This is a genomic window from Sorangiineae bacterium MSr12523, from assembly GCA_037157775.1.
In the GTDB taxonomy this organism is placed as follows: domain Bacteria; phylum Myxococcota_A; class Polyangia; order Polyangiales; family Polyangiaceae; genus Pendulispora; species Pendulispora brunnea.
This window is the reverse complement of record CP089982.1, coordinates 5,437,956-5,459,224: the sequence shown is the minus strand read 5'-3', so window position 1 is coordinate 5,459,224 and position 21,269 is coordinate 5,437,956. Positions and strand designations below refer to the sequence as shown.

Sequence of the window (21,269 nt, the reverse complement as noted above, 5' to 3'; positions counted from 1 at the left end):
GGCTACGAGGCGCCGCGCATGGTCGTCAGATTGGACCATTCCGCGGTCGGCTCCATGCGAAAGCGCTCGGCGAGCGAATCCACGGAGCAACCCAGCGCGTCTTCGAAGGCCGCGTGCAATGCGGTGCGCATCTCGCCGGCCGATGGCCAACGAGCAGCGGTGTCGAAGGCGACGGCCCTATCCACGAAGGCGACGATGGAGGCGGGAAGGTACGGCATCACCTCCCCAAGCGAGCGCGCGGGACGGGTTGCCGCCGCCGCGAGTTGCGCTTGCGCGTTGTCGGCGGGGTGGACGAATTCACCCGAGAGCAAGGTGAAGATCGTGGCACCGACAGCCCAGCAGTCGCTGTGCGGGCCGATTGCCTCGCGCCGGCCGAGCGCCTGCTCGGGAGGCATGAAGGCGGGCGAGCCGATCACGTGGCCGGTCAAGGTAAGGCTGCCATCACCATCGAGGCGGCGCCCGATGCCAAAATCGAGCACGCGGATTTCGCCGGTCAAGGTGATGAACAGATTTTCGGGCTTGATGTCGCGGTGAACGATGCCAGCGGCATGGGCATGGGCTAGGACCTCGAGCGCGCCGCTCATGATGACGGCCACTTCACCTGCGGGCAGGCGCTTGTTCGCGCGCTCCCAGCGCGCGCGGACCGTCTCGCCCTCGAGCAGCGGCATGATCAAAAAGGGATGGCCACCCTCGTCGATATCGTGCGCGAGCACCGGCACCGCGCCCGGATGACCCACGTCATTGGCGAGGACGGCCTCGCGCTGAAAGAGACGCCGAGCGCCCGGGTCATCGCGAAGCTGCTCGTGGAGGAACTTGATCGCCACACGATGACCGTCGGGACGCGATGCGGCGTACACGGCACCCATCCCGCCGACGCCGAGAATGCGTTCGACGCGATATTCTTGGACGATGGTCCCGACGCGTGCCAACGCGCTCTCTTGAAAACGAGGGCGCGACGACGAAAGTGATGCAAGCGCCTCACGCGCGCGGGCCTCGAATCCGCGGAATCGGGCGCGTTTGCAGATGTTGATGGCCTGCTCGAAGTGAGCCGCTGCGCGTTCCGGCTGCTCGAGGGCGGCGGCCAGAACGCCGAGGTTGTAGGCGACCGACCCGAGGCACGACAGTGGCGCCGGAAAGCCGGGGACGCGCGTCTCGAAAGGGAGGAGCGCGCGGTATAGCTGGTCCATCCGAGGCCGATCGTGAAGGCGAACGAACCTCGGGATCATGAAGGCGACGAGCGGGCCGAGCATCACCTGGATTTGCTCGGGGTCCAATTGATCGAGCCAGGTACGGTGCTTCTCGCGCCGCAGCGGATCCGAGATGGATGCCTTGTCTCGGAACATGCGCCACCATTCGACCACTGGGACTCCAAGAAGGCTCCACGAGGCAAACGATGGGTGGGCGGCTTCCAATGACTCCAGCGCTTTCATCGCGGCAATCTCTCCAGCCGCATCGCCGTGAAGCTCCGCGCGAATGAACCGATTGGCTTCAATCGATGCGAGCCCCATCGGATCGTCGAAGCGTTCGCTAAGGTCACGAAAGTCGTTCTCGGCGCTCTCGATCTCGGATGGACTGTCGGACAGCGTTGCCAAGACGAGCCGCAGGTTGGCCGCCACCAACTGATGCTGCGGCACGCGCGTCTCGTTCGCGAGCCGCTGTGTGATCGCGATCTCGTACTCCAGGGCGTCGCCGTCGCCTAGGTACATCGCGATACGAACCAAGCGTTGGTGAGCGTGAAATTCCAGGGGCTTGTCTCCAAGCTCGGACGCGAGCCCGGCGATTTCCCGATCGAGCGTCATGAGCTCGATGATGTCGTCCGACGCTCCGAACGTCGGGCGCGCCGCGGCGAGCACTGTGAGCAACGCGCGCCGATCTCCCAGTGAGCGCGCCAGGGACATCGCCTCGCGGGCAAGGCTCAATGGCTTCTCGCGGTGTACGGTCGGGGTCATGGCGGTTGCGAGACGCGCCATGATCTGCGCGTGCAGGACGTCCTTCTCTGGATTGAGCTGCAGCGCCGTCTCCAACAGCTCGACCATGCGAGGGTCGACACGAGCTGACTGACTCTCGTAGCCATAGGCCAGCGCTGCCCTCGCGTAGATGCGAGGCTCCCTGACTTGCTCGGCGAGGCTTGCGGCGCGCTCGCACAACTCCTTGCCGATCTGCGCCTGGCCCACGCGAATGCGTGCAATGCCGAGCCGCCACAGGAGATCAGCACGCTGTACATCGTCACGACTTTGGCCATGTTCCAAGGCGCTCAACGCACGCTCGAAGTGCCGGGCCGCGTCGTCGAAAGCGCAGAGGCTCATGGCGTGAAGCCCCGCTTTGAACGCGAAATTCGCCGCATCGAGCCATGATCCGAGTGGCGCGCCCTCGAATTTGTGATGCGCAAGCTCGGCGATGTGCGCCTCGAGATCCGTCGCATGCAGTCGTTCGAGCGCTTGCGCGGCGCTGGCGTGCAGCCCCACGCGCTCGCTCGCGGAGAGATCCTGATACAGCGTTTCACGGATCAAGACGTGCGCAAATCGTACCGGGTGGGACGGCGTGGATTGGGCCCCCAGTACACCGGCGGTGAGACCTTCGTTCAGGGCGGTGAGTACGTCTTCTGCGGGCCGGGCGCACACGAGCTGCAACGTGGCCACCGAGGACTCGCGCCCCAGCACCGCGGCCGCATCCAGGATGCGCCGGCTATCGGGGGAGAGCCTCTGCAGCATCTCGTGCACCGTCTCGCGGATGCTGTCCGGCAGGGCAAAGCCCTTGGGCAGCGATGCTCCACGGCCGCGCGATACGAGAAGCTGGGCGATTGCATCGATGAAAAGCGGATTGCCCTCGGTTGCAGCAAATACGGCCGCTGCCAAATCTGGTGCCGGCTCGTCCCCGAGCGCCTCCGTCAAACATCGCGTGACACTCGCCGCGTCGAGGCGTCCTAGGGGACGAAGGGTCCCCTCGCGCGCGAGTCGGTTCAAAAGCGCGGATATCTTCGGGATGCGCCGCGCCTCGAGCTCGCGGTAAGTGCAGACCACCAACACGGGAAGCCGTCGAAGCTCACGCGCAACAGCGAGGAGCAGCTCGAGGGAGGCAACGTCCGCGGCGTGCAGGTCGTCGAATACGAGCACCAAGGACCGTTCGCGAACCAGCCGCTGGAGCAGTGCGACAATAGCCCAGCCCACCCGCAACGGTTCGAGGGTCCCTTCATCGGCCGCGCCCGTACTCGGAGCCGCCACGAACGGCATGAGATCCGCAGCTCGAGGGTTGTCCGCTGCGAAGGCTGCGCCCTCGGGCATCTGGAGGCACGCCTGTAGGACTTGCACCCAAGGCCAACACGCCGGGGCGCCCTCGACCTCCCACGCCCGGCCCCAGACGACGACGGCGCCATGCTCCTGCCCCAAACGGGCGCCCTCTTCCGCGAGTCGCGTTTTGCCGATGCCGGCCTCACCCGAGAGTAGAAAGACGCTCCCTTGCCCGGCCAAAGCGCGGATGAGCGCGGTCTCGAGATCGCTGAGTTCGCGGCCGCGGCCTATGAGCGCATGGCGTGCCATTCAAGCACGAGAGGGTGGCGAAATTTTCGTCTTTTCGCAACCGTCCCGCTCCGAGCCCGCGCAAAAGCTACGAAGGGCCGCGCATCGTCGTCAAGTTCGACCATTCCACGGTGGGCTCCGTGCGAAAGCGCTCGGCAAGCGCATCGACGGGGCATCCCAACGCGTCCCCGAAGGCTGCGTGGAGAGCCGCACGCATTTCACGGGCCGATGGCCAGCGCTCGGTCGCGTCGAACGCGACGGCCTTGTCGACGAAGGCCACGATGGCGACCGGCAAGTACGGCATCACTGGCCCGAGCGAGCGCGCAGGACGGGTTGCGGCCGCGGCGAGTTGGGCCTGAGCGTTGTCGGCGGGATGAACGAACTCCCCCGAGAGCAACGTAAAGATCGTGGCACCTGCGGCCCAGCAATCGCTGTGCGGGCCAATCGCCTCGCGCCGGCCGAGCGCCTGCTCGGGGGGCATGAAGGCGGGCGAGCCAATCACCTGGCCGGTCATGGTGATGCTCCCATCCCCATCGAGGCGGCGAGCGATTCCAAAGTCGAGCACGCGGATTTCGCCGCTCGATGTGATGAACAGATTTTCGGGCTTGATGTCGCGATGAACGATGCCGGCGGTATGGGCATGGGCCAGTACCTCCAGCGCGGCGCTCATGATGACAGCCACTTCGCCTGCGGGCAGGCGCTTGTTCGCGCGCTCCCAACGGGCCCGGACTGTCTCGCCCTCGAGCAGCGGCATGATCAAGAAAGGATGACCGCCCTCGTCGGTGTCATGCGCGAGCACGGGCACCGCGCCGGGATGGCCCACGTCATTGGCGAGGGTAGCCTCGCGGTGAAAAAGATGGAGTGCGCTTTCATCGTCACGAAGCCGCTCGTGCAGAAACTTGATGGCCACCCGACGGCCATCGTGGTGCGATGCGGCGTAGACCGTGCCCATTCCGCCGGTGCCGAGGATGCGCTCGATGCGATAGCCGTGCACGAACGTCCCGACGCGTGCCAACGCGCTCTCCTGAAAGCGAGGACGTGAGGACGAGAGCGCCGCAAGCGCCGCGCGCGCATGCGCCTCGAATGCGGGGAAGCGCGCGCGTTTGCAGAAGCTGATGGCTTGCTCGAAATGAGCGCCGGCGCGGTCGGTTCGATCGAGGGCGGCCGCCAGAGCGCCCAACACGTGGGAGACCGGTCCGAGGACCGCCCACAGCCCGGGAGCTCCCGTCATCCACAGCTCGAAGGGAAGCAGCGTCCGGTAAAGCGCCCCCATCCCATCTCGATCGCGAAGACGGATGAACCTAGGAGCCATAAAAGCGGTGAAAGGGCCGAGCATCACCTTGGTGCGCTCGGGGGTCAGTTGCTCGAGCCAGATGCGGTGCTCCTCGCGCAAACGCGGGTCGTCCATCGACGCCTTATCGCGGAACATGCGCCACCACCCCATCACGGGCACTCCCAGCAGACTCCACGAGGCAAACGATGGGTGCGCTGCTTCCAAGGCCTGCAGCCCTCTCATGGCCGCGGCCTCGCCGGCCGCGTCGGCTTGACGCTCGGCGCAAACGAACCGATTGGCTTCGATCAAGGCAAGCGCCAACGGATCCCCAAGACGTTCGCCAAGCTCGCGCAGATCGGCCTCGGCCGTCACGATGTCGGGCGCATTGTCGCAGGCGATTGCCCAGAGAAGGCGGATGCCGGCGGCTTGCAGTTGGTGCTGCGGGACGCGAGTCTCGTTGGCAAGCCGCTGTTGTATTGCAATCTCGAGTTCCCCTGTATCCCGATCGCCTAGGTACATCGCGGCGAAGGCCAATCGGTGGTGCGCGTGAAACTCCAGAGGCTTATCCCCGAACTCAGCTGCGAGAGTTGCGATTTCTCGATCGATGGGCACGAGCTCGGTCAGCTCGTCAGGCGCACCGAACGTACCGCGCGCCGTGGCGAGCACCGTGAGCAACGCGCGCCTATCTCCCAGTAAGCGAGCCACGGACATTGCCTCGCGGGCGAGTCTCAACGGCCTCTCGCGATGCAAGGTTGGGGTCATCGCCGTCGCGAGCCGCGCCATGATCTGCGCGTGGAGCGCGTCCTTCTCGGGATTGAGCTGCAGCGCCGTTTCGAGCAACTCGACCATGCGAGGATCGACGCGACCCCGCTGGCTCTCGAAGCCGTAGGCCAAGGCGGCTCTCGCGTAGATGCGAGGCTGCATCGCCTGCTCGGCAAGGACCGCGGCGCGCTCGCAAAGCTCCCTTCCCACCTGCGCCTGGCCCACGCGAATGCGCGCGATACCGAGCCGCCAGAGCAGATCCGCGCGCTGCGCATCGTCGCGACTTTGGCCGTGCTCCAGTGCCGTCAACGCACGCTCGAAGTGCCGGGCCGCGTCGTCGAAGGCGCAGAGGTTCATCGCATGGTGTCCCGCCTTGATCGCAAAATCCGCCGCATCGAGCCACGAGCCAAGTGGCGCGCCTTCGAATTTGTGATGCGCGAGCTCGGCGAGGTGCGCATCGAGATCGGCCCCATGCATTCTCTCCAGGGCTTGCGCGGCGCTGGCGTGCAACCCCATACGCTCCGTGGGCGAGAGGTCCTGGTACAGCGTTTCGCGGATGAGCACGTGCGCAAACCGCACGGGGCGGACCGGTTTCGTCTCACCCCCCAGCACACCGGCCGCGAGCCCTTCGCTCACGGCCGTGAGTACGTCCTCGGCCGGCTGCCCGCACACGAGCTGCAACGTGACCACGGAGAACTCGCGGCCCAGCACCGCGGCCGCATCGAGGATGCGCCGGCTCTCGTCCGAGAGACGCCGCAGCATCTCGTGGACGGTCTCGCGGATGCTGTCGGGCAAAATAAAGCCGTCTTGCAGTGAAACTCGTCCGCGCGATGCGAGAAGTTGGCCCAAGGCATCGACGAAAAGCGGGTTGCCCTCGGTCGCAGCAAACACCGCTGCGGCGAGATCGGAGGCCGGCTCGTCACCGAGCACCTCGGTCAGAATTTGCGTGACGCTGGCAGGGTCGAGGCGTCCCAAGGGGCGAAGGGTCCCCTCGCGCGCGATATGGTTCAGGAGCGCGGATACTTTGGGGATGCGCCGCGCTTCGAGCTCACGGTACGTGCCAACAAGCAATACGGGAAGCCGTCGCAGCTCCCGAGCGACCGCCAAGAGCAGCTCAAGGGAGGCGACGTCGGCGGCGTGCAAATCGTCGAACACGAGAAGCAACGGCCGATCGCGACCCAGCCGATCGAGCAATGCGACGATGGCTGACCCCACGCGCAGCGGGTCCAGCGAGGGCTCGTGTGCATCCACCGCACCCGCCCCAGCCGCGCCCAAAAGCGGTGCGAGATCGGTGCCGCGGGCGTGGTTCGTCGCGAAGGCTGCCCCTTCGGCCATTTCGAGGCACGCCTGCAGCACTTGCACCCATGGCCAACACGGCGGAGCGCCTTCGACCTCCCAGGCGCGCCCCCAGATGACGCTGGCACCACCATCGCGTGCCAGGCGAGCGCTCTCTTCGGCCAGCCGCGTTTTGCCGATGCCGGCTTCACCCGAAAGAAGGAAAACACTGCCCTGCCCGGCGAGTGCACGACGGAGTGCCGTCTGCAGGTCGGTCAGTTCGCGGGCGCGGCCAAAGAGCGCGTGAAGTCCCATCCAAGCACGCCAGCGTGACGAAGTTTTCCTCGTTTCGCAACCGTCGATCGCGATGAGCCGGGCAGGGGATCGTGCATCATCGCGCTACGCCGACTAGTACGTCGGGCTTTGCGCGGCGGATACGCCGGCAGGAACGATGGATCGTGAGCCGAGATGCAGGAGTGCAGCACCGACAAGAACGGCTGCTGGCGATAGGCACATCGCACCGCGCAGTCCATGAAGTCGATCGCTCAGGATCCCGATCGCCAGTGGCCCCAAGGCGTAGCCGAAGACATTGAGCCAAGCCATGTGGATGGCCATGGCCGTTCCGCGGTCGTTCGGCGGCACGCAGTCATGCACGGCCGTCGTCGCGGGGCCATACGACATCGCGCTGATCAAAACGAGAATCCAGTAGCAGGCCATCGTAAGGGCGGTCGACGGCAGGAAGATCGTGGAGAGCGCTAGTGGCGCACAGAGGAGCAGTGCCAGCGTGAGGAGCAACATGCGGCCGTCGGCGCGCTTGCTGGCAAGCCGATCGGAGAGGTACCCACCCAATGGCGCTCCAATGAGCCCGGCCGTAGCGAAGGTGATGCCGGTAAGCAGGCCGGCCATGCGCAGGTTCAATCCGTAGTAGCGCAGAAGGAGGCTCGGGAACCACGCGGCGAAACCGCTGCTACCGAGCGCATGAAACGCCATCCCCAAAACGAGATAGCGCAGGGGTCGAATGCCAAAAACCCTCCGCAAAGCGGCTCCCGATCCGGATGCAGCGACGGTGGGGAGCGCAGCATCCGCCGCCTTCGGTGGTTCGCGCAAGCGCAACACGAGCAACGCGAGCACGAGCCCGAGCACCCCCAGCGTCACGAGCGCCGCGCGCCAGCCAAAGCGGGCCGCGACGAATGCGCCGATGAACAGCCCCAGCCCCGCTCCGATGGGCATACCGGCGGCGAAAATCGACTGCGCCATTCCACGCCGGTTCGGGGGGAAGAGATCGCTGATGATGGACAGCGCCGCAGGACCGAGGGAAGCCTCGCCGATACCGACCCCCATGCGCATCACGAAAAGCTGTCGAAAGCTCTGCGCCAGGCCCGAAACCGCCGTCATTCCACTCCAGGCCACCAGGCCGAGCGTGATCAAAAGCTTCCGGTTCCAGACGTCCGCGAGACGCCCCAAGGGAAGGGCGGCCACCGCAAAGACCAGCGAGAATCCGAGTCCGCCCAGAAGGCCAAGCGACGCGTCGTTCAGTCCGAGATCCCGCTTCAACGGCTCGAAAAGAACGAAGATGACCTGTCGATCGACGAAGCAGACGACGTTGAGGGTCGCCAACAGCGCGACGGTTCTCCACGGCCGAGCCATGGCAGCTCGCAGCTTAGAACGTGCCCACGAGGTGTACGGACCCGAGCCCCGTCTTCAGTCGAACGGTGCCTGCGGCCGGCGTCTTGGAGCTCTCGGGCTCGGAGTCGGCTTGGACGGCTTTCACCGTGAAGTAGATCGACAATCCCGCGCCCACGATGGCTGCGCCGCCGAGGATGTCGGCAATCACGGCATCGCGCCGCATGGCACTATGCGCATCGTCGATGGCATTGCGATTTTGCTGGGTCTGGCCTTTGAGATCGTCCAGATCGCTCGACTTCTGCGAGGCGAGGTAGGCGAACACGCCTGCACCCGCGGCAAGGGCTCCCGTGGCCGCCCAGCTGACAATCGCGCGGTTGCGCGGGGCGTAGTCCTTTTCGGGTCCCTGATCCGGCGCGGAGACGCTCAAGTTGACAGGCCGAAGTTCGACGGCCATCGAATCGGAGCCGACGACCTCCACGACCTTGCTCGCGGGCGCGTATCCCTCTTTGGAGACGGTGATCTTGCGGCGGCCGGGGTTGACCACGATGGAGTAGGTGAGGGGCGTCTTGCCCACGACCACGTCGTCGACGGAAACATCGGCGCCCTTCGTGGGGCTCGATACTTCGACCCGCGCCACGCGCGCCTCGAGCAACGTGAGTTCTTTCTGCACCTCCGCCCGCCGGCTGGCCGCGATTTCCGACTTACCCTCCTCGAGGTAGCGCGTGAAATCGCGCTGGGCGGCGGCGAAGTCTTTGAGGGCCTTGTGCAATTTGCCCATGTTGTAGAGCACTTTGTACGAGGGGGAGAGCGTATAGGCGCGTTGAAACTCGACCAGCGCGGCCTCGTAGGCTTCTTCGTTGAACAGCTCGACCCCGCGCTCGTAATGCAGCCGCGCGGACTCGAGCTTGTTCGCCGGTGTGGCCTCCTCCTGGGACGCAGCGGTCGCATCTTGCGCAAAGGCGACTTTCACCGGTGCAACGGAGAGAGCGGCAATTGCAGTGATGGTGATCAAACCCCGCCCGAGCATCTTTGTATTCATGACAGCCCTCTCTGCTCGTATCCAAAGTAAGAGACGCCGGTCATCTTCGCTCATTTACGAGCAAAAGACTACTTATACGGATTGTCCTGATCGATACCGATGCCCGTCTTTTTGGGTGGAGAACTGGCGGGTGGTGCCGGTGCGGTCGGTGGATTCACCACGGGAGGAGGCGGCGCCGGTGTGTTGTCGTTGTTCGATTCCACCGCCGTCTTGGAAGAACCCCTGGACGGCCGATAGGGAGCCGTGGTCGGCGATTTGGTGAGCGCCAATTGCACACTGCCCGTCGGCGCAGCGAACTTCACGTACTGCTCCGCGGTGGCATAACCCGGCGCAGACCCCGCGATCCGATGCACCTTTCCGTCCCGAACGAATTGTTGCCGCACGGGGTTCGACGACAACCGCACATCGTCCACGGAAAAGCGGGCGTCGGAGGGTGTCCCGGAAATCGTGAGCTCGATGTATTCCACGGCGGCCGCGGAATGGGGCTCTTTGGCCTCGTGCTCCGGCTCGTGGGACGAGACCGCGGGCACGGGCACCGCCGACGCCACGGGGGCCGCCGTCTCCTGCGGGGCGAGCCGATGGATGTAGTAATAGCCGCCACCCCCCGCCACCGCGGCGGCACCGAAGAAGGCGAGGACGTACACGGCACGTGATCCAGCTTTTCTCTTCGGTGGGTCCGAATCCCGCGAAAGCAGCTCCATCGTGCCCGTGGTGGTCATGATGGGCATGCGCGGAACCGCCGGAACGACCGGCTGCGAGGGGCGCGTCTCCTTGCGCATCTGCGATTCGACGGCGGAGCGAATCTCGCGCCGCTCTTTCTCGAATTTGCTCACGACGTATTGCGAAACATCGCGCTCGTCGATCCGCCCCGAGTGCGCGTTGAGGTAGTCGTTGATGGCAAAGCGCAACTCTTCGGCCGACGCATAGCGCTCGTCGGCATCGCGCGCCAAAGCCTTCAGCACGATCGCCTCGAGATCGCGCGGCACGTCCGGCTTGATACTGGAGGGCCTGGGGATCTCGCCCCCGGCCACCCGCTGGAAGATCTCGATGTCGGACATGCCCTTCCAGAGCTTTCGCTCCGTGGCGACCTGCCAGAGGATCACGCCCATCGCGTAGACGTCGATGCGGCGGTCGATGGGCAGCGTGAGCAGTTGCTCCGGCGCCATGTAGGCGCACTTACCCTTCAACACACCAGTGCGCGTCTGCTGCGCGGAATCGGCCGCCTTGGCGATGCCGAAGTCGAGAAGCTTCACATGGCCGTCGTAGGTGACGAAAATGTTGTGCGGCGAAACGTCACGGTGGACCAAGTGCATCGGTTGGCCCTCGAAATCGCGAAGTTCGTGGGCGTAGTGCAAACCGGTCAGCGCATCGCTCAGGATGCGCAAATGCAGAGCCTGGGGAACCACGGCGCCCTGCGATGCAGCGCGCCGCATGAGGGCATCCAGCGAGTGGCCCTCGAGGTATTCCATCTCGATGTCGAAATGGACGCCATCCTGTCGGACTTCGTTCACTTGCACGATGTTGGGGTGATTGAGCAGCGCAGAGAGCCGCGCTTCCTCGTGGAACATCGTGCGAAACTCGGGATCGTTCGCCAGCTCCTCGTGCATCCGCTTGACGACCACGAGCTTGCTAAAGCCCGCAGGACCCCGAATCACAGCCAAGTAGATTCGGCTCATGCCGCCTCTACCCAATTCGAACAGAAGCTCGTATTTGCCCGGAGCTCCAACAGGCGAAAGCATCATCTTGTCCTCAAGTCTATACGCTCGAGGCGGGCCACACAACGATCTGGGCCGGCCGGACGTGATAGCGTAAACTTCGTCCCACGAGCGTCGGAGGCCAAGCGAGCATGAGCGAACTGACGCATCCCGTCACCATAGGAAAATATCAGTGCATCTATAGAATCGGCCAAGGTGGAATGGGGGAGGTTTTTCTCGCGGTTGCCCGTGGTCCGGGCGGGTTCAGTAAGCTCAACGTTCTGAAACGCTTGCGCCAGGACGTGGCGGCGGATGACAGCTTCATCGAGATGTTTCTCAACGAGGCACGGCTCGCGGGTCGCCTCAATCATCCGAACATCGTCCAGACCAAGGAAGTAGGGGTCGACGGAAACGCCCACTTCCTGGTGATGGAATACCTCGAAGGGCAGACTCTTTTCTATATTTTGCGCAAGTTGCGCCTCGGAGATGTCGCCGGAAGCGCCCGCATTTCCGCCGCAATTGGCTCATCCTTCAGCCCGATGCCGGAGAGTAGCCGGCCCTCGTACACGGGCCGACCGCCTGATACGCGGCCTTCCTATGGCGGGCCGGTCTCGACGCGTGAGGGGTTTTCGCGGTCTCTGCACATGCCGCACGCCGCGGCCTCCGGTTTCACCTTGGCGATGCACCTCCAGGTGATTTCCGACGTGCTCGCCGGCCTGCACTACGCGCACGAGGCGCGGGACTTTGCGGGCAACCCGCTCAATATGATTCACCGTGATATCGCGCCAAGTAACATTTTCGTGACCTACGAAGGTCAGGTGAAGGTTCTGGACTTCGGAATCGCGAAGGCCGCCGACTCGAGCAACTCGACCCGCGCCGGTATCTTCAAGGGCAAAGTTGCCTATATGGCGCCCGAGCAATTCGTGAACTCCGGCATCGATCGACGATGCGACATCTTCGCCGTGGGCGCGACACTTTGGGAGGCGGCCGTCGGAACGCGCCTCTGGCGAGGCCTGACCGACGTGGAGATTTTCCGGCACCTGGCCGAAGGTCACATTCCCCCGCCGAGCGCGGTCGCGCCCAACGTCGATCCGAGGCTCGAGGCCATCTGCATGCGCGCGCTCGCGTTCAACCGCGACCAGCGTTACTCCACGGCGGAGGAGCTGCGAACGGATCTCGATGATTTGATCGACGACATGGGGCGTCCCACCCGCGAGGAAATCGGCCTCGTCGTTTCGGACATGTTCACCGCCGAGCGCGCGCAGGCCAACACGTTGATCGAGGAAAAGCTCCGCGCGCTGCGCAAGGAGGCGGCGGCCGCCGCGCAGGTGGCCACCAACGAAGGCTACGTGGCGGTGGCGCCGGATCCGACGGCACCAGCCTCGATGGATCCCGTGGCCGCGGCCACGGCGGCGGCCGCGGTGGAGGCGAACGTCACGCCCCCGAGCGGCAGGTCCAAGCGCACGGCGCTCGCAGTCGCCGGGGTCTTGCTCGTGGGCGGCGTGGGTGCGGCGGCCGTGTTCATGACGAAGGGGACGTCGCCGCCGACCGCCACGGCCCCAACCGCGGTCTCCTCGGTGCCACTGACCTCGGACGATGCGGCCCCGCCGGAAGCTCCGGCCCCGAAGACCTTGAGCTTGCGCATCTCGGCAACCCCTCGCACGGCCGTCCTTTACGTGGACGACGTGCGTCTTCCGAAAAATCCTCACGTGGGGACGGTCACGCCGGATGCCCAATCCCATCGGCTTCGCGTCGAGGCCCCCGGGTATCGTTCCCAGACGGATTTCGTCGAGTTTTCCGGCACGGACCCCATTGACCTTCACGTGGACTTGATTCCGGAGAAGACGAAACCCGTGTGGGTTCCGCCGCGCAAGGCATCGCCTTCCAAATCTGCCCCGCCCGAGGCGCCGAAAACCGCCGAACCGCCGGCGCCGCCGCCGAGCGCTCCCGCGCCACCTCCGACGAAGCCGGCCCCCTCGGCAAAGCCGAAGCCCTTCGAAATTGACGTGACGTCTCCGTACAAGAAGTAATTCCAACGTAGGGATCCCCGAACGGGAGGACCACATCGGCCGATACGAGCCCGGGCTCTGGGTTCAGTACTGTACGCGCCATGGCCACGTGAGGAGCCGCTGGCCGCGAGGGGAAGGGTCTTCCGCGACCGCTTGTCTCGACGGATGTACTAAGCTGTCCGAGGATGCCGTCGATTCCTCCTCCTCCGCCCCAGACGCTGGTGCACTCGCTCGCAAGCCTTCAAGCACCGCCGCGAGAGCGGTCCATCGTGACGTGGCGCGATTCTTCGGGCGAGCATACGGCACAGCTTCAAGACCGCACCTTGGTGGGGTCGGCCGCGGAATCGGCGATTGTGATTGCCGATCCCACGGTCTCACGCCTCCATGCCGAGTTTCATTTCGACGAGCGCGGGCTGTGGGTGCGCGATCTCGGAAGCCGCAACGGGACGTTCGTCGAAAACGTGATGGTGCGGGAAGCTCGCCTGGAAACGGGGTCGACGATCCGCATGGGCGGAACCACGCTCAAACTCGGTTCCGAGATGACGACGGATGGTGCCGCGCCGCTCTGGCCTGCGCATCGGTTTGGGCCGTTGGTCGGTGGCAGCGTGGCGATGCGGCAGCTCTTCGCGTGCCTCGCGAAGTTCGCGGCCACGGATCTCGCCGTGATGATCCAAGGTGAGACGGGGACGGGCAAAGAGCTCGTTGCGCGGGCGATTCACGATGCCTCGCCTCGAAAAGAGGGGCCGTTCGTCATCGTGGATTGCGCGGCGATCCCAGATGCCCTTTTCGAGAGCGAGCTTTTCGGCCACGTGAAAGGCGCGTTCACCAGCGCGGTGGCCACGAGGGAAGGGGCCTTCGAGGCCGCCGATGGTGGCACCGTCTTTCTCGACGAGATCGGCGAGCTCCCCATCGCGATGCAGCCGAAGCTCTTGCGCGTTCTCGAATCGCGCATGGTGCGTCCCGTCGGATCGAGCGAACATCGTCGGGTCGACGTGAGAATCGTGGCCGCGACCCACCGCGATCTGCGAACCATGGTCAATGCGGGGGCCTTTCGCGAGGATCTCTATTTCCGATTGGCGGGGGTGCCGATTCTCGTTCCGCCCCTCCGCGAACGGCCGGAGGACATCCCGCTTCTGGTCGAGCACATCCTGGGGCGTGCCCCCTCGGCGGAACTCCTTGCGGCCACGCTCGATCGGCCGTGGCTCGGCAACGTGCGCGAGCTGCGCAATTTCATCGAGCGGGCTCGTGCCGTGGGCGCGCAGCAGGCTCTCCAGATGGCAGGGCACCACGGCACGGGCACGGCATCACCGTCCGCCACGATGCGTGCCGCAGCGCCGATCAGCTCGAATACGACGGCCGCGATCAATCCGGCATCGCTCAAAGCGATATCGTTTCAGCAGTCGTTTCGCGAATTCCGTGATCAATGGCTGGAGGTGGGGGAACGCGAATACCTCTCGCGCGTGCTGGCGCAGCACTCGCGAAGCATCGCCGCGGCGGCACGCCAGGCCGGGCTCGATCGCACGTACATGCACCGGCTGGTGCGCAAGCACCTGCTCTGATGAGCTCCGCGGGGCAGCGCGCGCTGGCGCGGGTGGGGCGCATCGTGGGGAAGTATCGACTCGAACGCGTGATCGGCGTGGGCGGGATGGCGGCGGTCTATGCGGCGACCCATCGGGACGGCCATCGCGTCGCCGTGAAGTTCATGCTGGAGCACTTTCGCGACGATCCCAACATCGAACAACTGTTCGGGCGCGAGGCCTTGATCGCGAATCAAGTTGGACATCCCGGGGCCGTTCCCGTGCTCTCCCACGACGTGGACGACGATGGTTCTCCGTTTCTGGTCATGCCGCTGCTCGAAGGCGAGACGCTGCACGCACGCTGGCAACGTGCGAACAAGCGGCTTCCCATCGCCGAGGTCGGTGTATTCATGTCGGACGTGCTCGACGTTCTCACGAGCGCGCACGACCGCGGCATCATCCATCGCGACATCAAGCCGGAGAATCTCTTTTTGACTGCGGCGGGCGACGTGCGCGTTCTCGACTTCGGCATTGCACGCCGCATCGACCGCCAAGGCAGCCCCACCATCACCGGCATGATGATCGGCACGCCTGCGTTCATGCCCCCCGAGCAAGCGATCGGAAATCGCGATGCCGTCGGCCCCGCCAGCGATTGTTGGGCGGTCGGAGCCACGATGTTTGCGCTTCTTTCGGGAGAATTCGTCCATCCGGCGGACAGCGCAGGCGCACAACTCGCGGCCGCCGCCACACGGCCCGCGCGATCCCTCGCCGAGGCGGCGCCCAACATACCGGCTCCCGTCGTGGCCTTCATCGACAAGGCGCTCGCGTTCGATCCCGCCGACCGATGGCCTTCCGCACGTGCCATGCGCGACGCGATGCGCGCCGCCTTCGAGAACGTGCTTGGCCAACCGGTCACCGACGTCGCAAGGCGCGCGCGCATCGAGTTCGTCGCAACATGGGCAGCCGAAGCCCACCCCACGGAGCAAAAAACGCGCGGGGCAGGCGAGGGAACGGGCGACGAGGCCGTGCGTCCTGGCCTTGCGAGCGTCTATCGGCTGGAGTTGGCCGACGTCGAGGTCAAGGTTCGCGATATCGGACGCGTCGTGCCTTTGCTCACGGAGAAGGCTCGTCGAATCTATGCCGATCACGGGTTGGGTCGATTCACGGAGCAAGGGCTCGTCCTCAATCCCGGCCCGTGGTGGCCCGTGGTGCCCTACGCCCGCGCGCTCCATGAGATTGCGGCGGTGGATGGCTCCACGAAGACCTTCGAGCTCCAGAAGCTCATCTATCGACACGTGAGTTCCCGAAAAGGCGATCCGGGCGGGGAAGACATTCACACGGCCTTTGCCATGGCGGATGCCCGCTTTCACGCTTCCCACCGAAAGGGGGGGCAGCCGATGTACGATCCCACCTCGGGGCGGATGCTCGAGGGAATCGGGCATATCCGATACCACGGCGAGCCCGGCGAGAATTTCATCGCCCTCGAATGCGACAATTGGGTGCCGTGCGACATGCAGCGCGGCGCGCAATTCTTCATCGCGCGCCGCTACGAGCCCCATGCGTTGGTGGAACACGCGTCGGGCTCGTGCCGCAAACGGGGCGATGCGAGCTGCACGTACCACATTACCTGGTGGTAGACGTCAAGGGCAGAGCATCTCGCGGCGGCACGTAGCCACGCGTTGCACGTTGGCGACGGAGGTCGAGCACACTTCCGTCCCAATGTCGTAGAGGCATTTGTCGAGGGCGGACTCGTGGACACCGTTGGGGCATCGTTCGACGCCCAATTCGGCGTGGGTGTCACGCCAAGATTCGCGCGTGCACGTTTCGACGGAGTCGTAACGCTTGCCGGCCCCAATCTGATTGCACACGTGTTCGCGGTTGCATCGCGTCGCCGCGACGTACTGGACGGCGACCTTGCTCGGAACGATGGTACCGCTGGTGGTTTGCGTCGTTCCGACGGCCGCGGTGTTGCGATGTTGCGAGGAGCACGACGCCACACCAACGAGCCCGGCCAATCCCAATAGGCATCCAAAGATTGTGCGCATCATGATGACGTGCGCGCTGCATCTTGTGGACCCAATGCCGGGCACCACGACGAGACGCCGCAGCTTCGCGCGCGGGCGCGTGAATGGCGCGTGCGAACATGGCGCTGTTTCGCACCGCTGGGGCGCTCTGTCACGCTCGGCCTCATGGCATCTCATTGCATCTCATGCGCGTCGCTAGGCTTCGGTGGCGCGGAGATATCGCACGGACGCCCTACCGGTGAGCTGAAATACGATGTGGAACGGATTATTCTCTCGATTGGAAGATTTCCTGTTTACGCATTGGAGATCTGCGCCTTCTCGGTCGAAATGTGGCTCTCCGGCGCCTGAAAGCAACGTCGACGGTGCTAGGCTCACCGTGCTTGGATGATCACTTGAACAATCAGTCGGTGGATATCCCGATCGAGATTGCGCAAAACCCTGAATCGCCAATTCGGCCGGTCGCCATGCTTTCGAGCGCGGCAGCCCCGGCGCGTGCCGCCGGAGGGGGCGTCGTTGGGCGGTACCGCCTCATCTTCGAGCTCGGACGCGGCGGAATGTCCGATGTCGTGCTCGCCGTCATCCAGGGCCCGGGCAACTTCAACAAGCTGCAGGTGTTGAAGTTCCTCCGTTCGTCCCTGGCCCAAGAAGCCGACTTTTGCACGATGTTCCTGGAGGAGGCTCGGCTTTCGGCGCGCATCAATCACCCCAACGTGGCGCAAACGAACGAGGTCGGTTTCGACGGCTCTCGGTACTTCATGGCCATGGAGTACCTGGAGGGGCAGAGCTTGGACGACGTGCTGCGCCGCGTCCCAGCCGAAAAGCGACCGCTCGCCGTGGTGCTTCGCGCCATCGCCGATGCCTGCCTGGGCCTGCACTTCGCGCACGAGCTCAAAGACTTCGACGGCACACCGTTGAAGGTGGTTCACCGCGACGTGTCGCCGCAGAACATCTTTCTGACCTACGAGGGCACGACGAAGTTGCTCGACTTCGGCATCGCCAAGGCGAGCGACTCGCACAGTCGGACCGAGGTCGGCATCATCAAAGGAAAGCTCGCGTACATGTCGCCGGAGCAAGCCATGTCGACTGGCCAGCTCGATCGGCGGGCGGACGTGTACTCGATGGGGGCGATTCTGTGGCGCATCATCAGCGGGCGGCGCCTCTGGGCGGGCGCCACGGAGGTGGCGGCGCTGCATTCGCTCGCGTCGCGCGAGATTCCACCGCCGATAGCCTCGCGAGGAACCCCGGCCGAGCTCATTCGCATTTGCAAGAAGGCGATGGCCTGCGATCCGGCGGAGCGCTACCCCACGGCCACCGCGCTGCGGGTCGATCTCGAAGCGCTGATTGCGTCGCTCGGCGGTGCCACGTCGGCCGATGTCGGCGACATGGTCAGCAAGGCCTTCGCCGAGCGCCGGCAGGAGGTGCGAGCCGCCATCGACGCGCGCCTCTCCACCTCGACGCAGAGCATTCCGGCGATCGAGACCGCCCAGCTTCCGCGGTTGCTGCCGTCGACGGCACCTCCACCGGAGATGGACGTTGCGCCGCCGTCGTCGTCGACGCCGCTGCCAGCGTTCCGACGCCGGGTCCATTGGGGTCTCGTGGGGGCGGGCGTCGCCGTGGCGCTGGGACTCGTGGCGGCAGCCGTCGTCGTGACCCGTGCGCCGGGAGGGGCGCCGGACGGGCCTCGTCCCATTGCTGCGGCCACCGAAACGACGCCGCCGGCGGCCGCCGTGCTCCAGAGCGAGGTCACGTTCGACGTGTCGCCGCCCCAGGCGCAGGTTTTCGTCGATGACATTTTCTTGATCGGACGGCCGCCGCACGGTGCATTCCCACGCGATGATCGCTCGCACGTGGTGCGCGTCCAGGCCGCCGGTTTCGCGACCAAGTTCCTCGAGGTGGCGTTCGGCAGCGCAAACCTTCACGTCGAGGTGGTTCTCGAGAAGGAGCGGTACCAAGCGGCCGCCACGCCGCCTCCGCCCGCCCCGGTGCACGCGCCAATGAATCGTGCACGCGTCGCCTCCGCCCCGCCGCCCAACGCGGCCACCGCAGAGAGCGCGCCCGCGATTCCGCCCGCGTCACCGCCGTCGAAGCCCGCAGTGCACAGGCCCGCCTCGGCCCGTGCCACGATCGATACCGGCGATCCTTGGAGCGAGTGATGGCCGCAATGCCATCGCCCGGCGCACCCCAATCATGAATGCGTTGGCGCAGGGACATCCCCATGACACGAGTCGCGCATTCGAAATGCGACTTTGGAGGAAGAATTCACCCATCGAGAATCATTGATTTCATATTCGAGATCTTTTGTTTCCCGGATGAGAACCATAGTTGCCCGGCTAAATTGCCCGATAATCGGCAATGCAGATCATGCTAGTATCGTCCCCGATTGAACGATCGAGTGAGCAGGCATTCCGCAGAAGTTCCGATCGAGATGGCGCAGGGGCCGTCCTCCGCGCGGTCATCACTCGTCGTCCCCAGCGCTCCGGGCACCGCAGGACGCTATCGTCTCATCTTCGAACTCGGACACGGTGGAATGTCCGATGTCGTGCTCGCGGTCATTCAAGGGCCCGGAAACTTCAACAAGTTGCAAGTGCTGAAGTTCCTGCGTGCTTCGCTGGCCGAAGAAGCTGATTTTTGCGCCATGTTTCTGGAGGAAGCGCGGCTCTCCGCCCGGATCAATCATCCCAATGTCGCGCAAACGAACGAGGTCGGGTTCGATGGCTCTCGGTACTTCATGGCCATGGAGTACCTCGAGGGCCACAGCCTCGACGACGTGCTGCGCCGCATCCCCGCCGACAAGCGCCCGCTGAATCTGGTGCTCCGGGCCATCGCCGACGCGTGCGTCGGACTCCATTTCGCCCACGAGCTCAAAGACTTCGACGGTACACCGCTGAACGTCGTTCACCGGGACGTGTCGCCGCAGAACATCTTTCTGACCTACGAGGGCACGACCAAACTGCTCGACTTCGGCATCGCCAAAGCGAGCGACTCGAAGAGCCGCACCGAGGTTGGCATCATCAAGGGTAAGCTCGCGTACATGTCGCCGGAGCAGGCCATGTCGGGCCAGCTCGATCGGCGCGCCGACATTTTTTCGGTGGGCGCCATCTTGTGGCGCGTCGTCACGGGCAAGCGTCTCTGGGCGGGAACGAGCGAGGTTGCAGCACTTCACGCCCTCGCAGGACGCGACATTCCACCGCCATTGCCCCAGCGGGGTATCCCTCCGGAGCTGGTGCGCATCTGCCAAAAAGCGATGGCGGCCGATCCCGCCGCGCGGTATCCGACGGCCATCGCACTGCACGCGGAGCTGGAACGCGTGATTGCATCGCTCGGCGGTGCTACCTCGGCGGGGGTCGCGGACATGGTGAGCAAGGCCTTCGCGGAACGCCGGCGCGAGGTGAAGGCGACCATCGAGGCGCGCCTCTCCGCCAGCCCGAGCATGACGGGGATCACCCATGTGGCCCAACTGCCGCGCCTGGAGCCATCGACGGCGACGGGAACGGTCGAAGTCGACGCCATTCCGTTGCCCCCCAGCGTCCCGGCGCGCCCATCACGGACGAATTGGGGGTTGGCAGGGGCGGGGGCGGCGATAGCTGTGGGCATCGTCGCAGCGGCGCTCATTGCGCGCGCTCCCTCGGCAGGGGCGCCGGAGGTCGCGGCGAGCGCATCGGCCGCACCCGTTTTGGCGACGGCGCCAATGACGGAGCTCACCTTCGATGTATCTCCGACCAATGCGCAGGTGTTCGTCGACGACGTCCTTTTGCTTGGGCGGCCGCCGCGAGGAACCTTCCCGCAGGACGGTCGCGAGCACAAGATTCGCGCGGAATCTCCGGGTTTTTCCGCGAAAACGTCGGATGTGAAGTTCGGGGCCTCGAGCGTCCACGTGGAGGTGACCTTGGAAAAAGAACGCCGGGCCGCAGCTCCTGCGCCTCCCACGCCCGCCGCACAGGCGCGACCGCAAGCAGCAAGAGCGCGCGTGGCGCCGGTGCCGGTCGCCGCGCCGATCTCGCCAGCGCCGCCGCCGCCCCCCGCGTCACCGTCACCTCCTCCTCCTCCATCGCCGAGGGTGGTGGAACCGTCGGGCCCCACGCACGCGCTCGACAAGGACGACCCCTGGAAAAAGTGAATCTCTCCGAGTCAGGACTTCACGGCAGCAAGAAAGGTCTGCGCTTCATCCTCGGACATATCCTTCAAACGGGCGACGATCTCCGAACCGCGCAGGGAGGCCATCGCCGGGCGAGCCGACGCCCATCGCACGGTGAGATGCTCGGCCAGAGCTTCGATGGTGGAATAATTGAAAAGGAGCGACGCGGGAAGGCGTTCGCCCGACGCGTCTTGAAGCGCATGTCGAAGACGTACGGCCATGAAGGAATCGACGCCCATTTCACGCAATGGTTTCTTGCGCGGAATGGATTCAGGAAGAGGCCCTGCGGCACCGAGCATCGACCCCACGCATTCCTCGATGAAGAGAAGAATACGTGCACGCCGCTCCTGAGCCGAGAGATGGATTAACTTCGACGAATGAATTTCATTGCGCGCGTCCA

12 protein-coding genes are annotated in these 21,269 nt (G+C 65.1%); 5 read left to right on the top strand and 7 right to left on the bottom strand.

Annotated features, from left to right (window positions below; all coding sequences use genetic code 11):
- Nucleotides 1–2: 2 nt before the first annotated feature.
- The 5 genes from LZC95_20930 to LZC95_20910 form a co-directional block, all read right to left on the bottom strand.
- A complete protein-coding gene (locus LZC95_20930) occupies nt 3–3,536 on the bottom strand; it encodes an AAA family ATPase (GenBank protein WXA99274.1) in 3,534 nt (1,177 codons plus the stop codon).
- 67 nt (nt 3,537–3,603) lie between these two features.
- Nucleotides 3,604–7,140: an AAA family ATPase gene (locus LZC95_20925; GenBank protein WXA99273.1), complete on the bottom strand. Its 3,537-nt coding sequence runs from the start codon at nt 7,138–7,140 to the stop codon at nt 3,604–3,606.
- A 93-nt stretch (nt 7,141–7,233) separates the two neighbouring features.
- On the bottom strand, nt 7,234–8,472 hold the full coding sequence (locus LZC95_20920; GenBank protein ID WXA99272.1) for an MFS transporter: 1,239 nt from the start codon (nt 8,470–8,472) through the stop codon (nt 7,234–7,236).
- Nucleotides 8,473–8,485: 13 nt separating this feature from the next.
- On the bottom strand, nt 8,486–9,490 hold the full coding sequence (locus LZC95_20915) for a PEGA domain-containing protein (protein WXA99271.1): 1,005 nt from the start codon (nt 9,488–9,490) through the stop codon (nt 8,486–8,488).
- A gap of 68 nt (nt 9,491–9,558) precedes the next feature.
- Nucleotides 9,559–11,232, bottom strand: a complete 1,674-nt coding sequence (locus tag LZC95_20910) for a serine/threonine protein kinase (GenBank protein ID WXA99270.1) — start codon at nt 11,230–11,232, stop codon at nt 9,559–9,561.
- Nucleotides 11,233–11,336: 104 nt separating this feature from the next.
- Between LZC95_20910 and LZC95_20905 the strand changes: the two genes are divergently transcribed.
- The 3 genes from LZC95_20905 to LZC95_20895 all read left to right on the top strand — a co-directional run bounded on the left by LZC95_20905 (nt 11,337) and on the right by LZC95_20895 (nt 16,347).
- Nucleotides 11,337–13,214: a protein kinase gene (locus LZC95_20905; protein WXA99269.1), complete on the top strand. Its 1,878-nt coding sequence runs from the start codon at nt 11,337–11,339 to the stop codon at nt 13,212–13,214.
- Between the two features lie 164 nt (nt 13,215–13,378).
- Complete coding sequence (locus LZC95_20900; protein WXA99268.1) at nt 13,379–14,752, top strand: sigma 54-interacting transcriptional regulator; 1,374 nt, start codon at nt 13,379–13,381, stop codon at nt 14,750–14,752.
- Nucleotides 14,752–16,347, top strand: a complete 1,596-nt coding sequence (locus LZC95_20895) for a serine/threonine protein kinase (GenBank protein ID WXA99267.1) — start codon at nt 14,752–14,754, stop codon at nt 16,345–16,347. Before LZC95_20900 ends, LZC95_20895 begins: the two co-directional genes overlap by 1 nt.
- A gap of 3 nt (nt 16,348–16,350) precedes the next feature.
- Here the strand turns inward: LZC95_20895 and LZC95_20890 are convergent, their stop codons facing one another.
- Entirely contained in the window at nt 16,351–16,758 is a 408-nt protein-coding gene (locus LZC95_20890) for a DUF6184 family natural product biosynthesis lipoprotein (protein ID WXA99266.1), read from the bottom strand.
- A 368-nt stretch (nt 16,759–17,126) separates the two neighbouring features.
- Between LZC95_20890 and LZC95_20885 the strand changes: the two genes are divergently transcribed.
- Together LZC95_20885 and LZC95_20880 are read left to right on the top strand one after the other, a co-directional pair.
- Nucleotides 17,127–18,887 (top strand): serine/threonine protein kinase, encoded by a 1,761-nt coding sequence (locus tag LZC95_20885; protein ID WXA99265.1) that lies wholly within the window; start codon nt 17,127–17,129, stop codon nt 18,885–18,887.
- Between the two features lie 239 nt (nt 18,888–19,126).
- Nucleotides 19,127–20,851, top strand: a complete 1,725-nt coding sequence (locus LZC95_20880; GenBank protein WXA99264.1) for a serine/threonine protein kinase — start codon at nt 19,127–19,129, stop codon at nt 20,849–20,851.
- Nucleotides 20,852–20,862: 11 nt separating this feature from the next.
- On the opposite strand, the gene LZC95_20875 is transcribed toward LZC95_20880, so the two are convergent.
- The gene (locus LZC95_20875) at nt 20,863–21,168 is read right to left on the bottom strand and encodes an acyl carrier protein (GenBank protein ID WXB00359.1); all 306 of its coding nucleotides are present in this window, start codon (nt 21,166–21,168) and stop codon (nt 20,863–20,865) included.
- Between the last annotated feature and the right edge of the window lie 101 nt (nt 21,169–21,269).